Annotated in this window: 2 protein-coding genes; both read right to left on the bottom strand. The window is 55.8% G+C overall.

Translation table 11 applies throughout. The features are described from left to right. Positions 1–32 precede the first annotated feature (32 nt). Positions 33–713 carry a dethiobiotin synthase gene (gene bioD / locus KDK14_RS05775; RefSeq protein ID WP_257264065.1) on the bottom strand — a complete coding sequence of 227 codons (681 nt, stop codon included), beginning with the start codon at positions 711–713 and terminating at the stop codon, positions 33–35. A gap of 13 nt (positions 714–726) precedes the next feature. Continuing rightward, complete coding sequence (gene bioC, locus KDK14_RS05770) at positions 727–1,641, bottom strand: malonyl-ACP O-methyltransferase BioC (RefSeq protein WP_257264064.1); 915 nt, start codon at positions 1,639–1,641, stop codon at positions 727–729. Positions 1,642–1,744: the final 103 nt, after the last annotated feature.

Below are 1,744 nucleotides of genomic sequence, written 5' to 3'. Positions count from 1 at the left end.
ATACCTGGTAGACAAGACAGGTTTCGGATAAATCAAGCCAGCAGTGAAATATCCAGATACCTGGCAATCTGACCGACTCTGACATCCTCAAGATAAGGCACCACGCCAAGACAAGGTCCGGGAATCATACGCCTCAGGGTCTCCAGGTTTTCATCACAGCGGCCCATATCAGGGTCCAGCTGATTCGCCACCCAGCCTGCCAACCTGACACCATCACGGAGAATGGCTTCCACTGTCAGTAAAGCATGGCTGATACAACCCAGCTTCATGCCAACCACCAATATGGCAGGGGTATTCAACGCTTTTGCCAGTCCGCTTATCATCTCCCGCGAGTTCAGTGGCACCCGCCAGCCACCGGCGCCTTCGATAAGCGCCAGGTCATTGTTACGCATCAGGGCCCCGCGGCTGTAACCCGCCAGTCGATCCAGGGTCATTCGCACACCGGCTTCCTCTGCCGCAATATGGGGGGCAATGGCAGGTGCCAAGGCCAGGGGGTTGACCTGTTCGTAAGGCAGGGCAAGCGTCATGACCGCCATCAGTGCCAATGCATCCTGATTGCGCAAACCATTTTCCGTTTGGTGACATCCCGCTGAAACGGGTTTTAAGGCCAGGGTCGTTAACCCTTGTATGCGAGCCGCCTCAAGCAGCCCACAGGTGACGACGGTTTTCCCGGCATCTGTATCCGTACCGGTGACAAAATACGTTTTCCCCATTTATCGACTGCCCTTAAATATCTGGTTTCTGCAAGACGCCATAGATGACCTGATAGGTCAAGGGCAACCCTTCAGGCTGTCGTTTTTTTTCATAAGCCTGCTTCAGTACTTCGAGTTTCCGCCGGGTCAAAAGGCCACCTTTACCGGCCAATACGGTGTTAACCCCCAGAGCCTTCAAACTGCGTAACAGCGTGATCACGTCCGGATATAACAGTGTTTCAGGCTTCAGTGAGAAAGCCCGGCAAACCAGATCACTGGCCTTCAAGCACTGTTTCTGAGTCGCAAAAGTGTCGAAGCGGTTAACCCGATCCTTCGCTCCTGCCCGGCACCATGCCCTATCCAGCTCTTTCAGGCTGCCTTGCGCCAGGGTAGAAAAGACAAAAGTCCCGCCAGGCTTCAGTACTCTGCTGACCTGGCAAAGCACCCTGGCAAAGCTGCACCATTGAATAGCCAGACTGGAATAGACCAGATCGACAACGCTGGCCTGCAATGGCATGGCCTCAATATCACCAGAGCACCAGGCAACCCGGGGGTGGGTGTTTTGGTGCCGGGCAAATTGCAGCATACCCATGGCCAGATCCATACCGATAACCAGGGCATCGTCGTATCGTTCCGCCAGCGTCAGTGAGTGCAACCCGGTTCCGGTGCCCAGGTCAAGAATGCATTGGGAAGCCTGCAAGCCTATTGCACCCGGCGGTTCTGGCCCGGGCGGTTCTGAGATGAGCTGCGCCGGTAACCCCAGCATTGTCCGCGCAGCAACCCGCTTCTGTAGTATGGCCGCCTGATCATAACCGTCAGCAGCCCGGCTGAAATTGTCAGCGATACGCTGCTTGGCCCGGGCGTTTGCCCGGCCTGTTGTCACAATGTCGGTAGAGTCAGGTTGAAGGCCTGCCCGGACAAGCTGATTATGAACAGGGATCAGGCTCATGTTGCAACACTGCCCTCCCCGCTGGACAGTCTGCGTACCTCACTGATAACCGGCCCAGGATGGATCTGGCCATGGGTATGCTGCAATTTGCCCGGCACCAAAA

The sequence above is a fragment of the Endozoicomonas sp. ONNA2 genome (assembly GCF_024606365.1).
Lineage (GTDB): Bacteria > Pseudomonadota > Gammaproteobacteria > Pseudomonadales > Endozoicomonadaceae > Endozoicomonas.
This window is presented reverse-complemented; position numbering and strand designations above follow the sequence as displayed.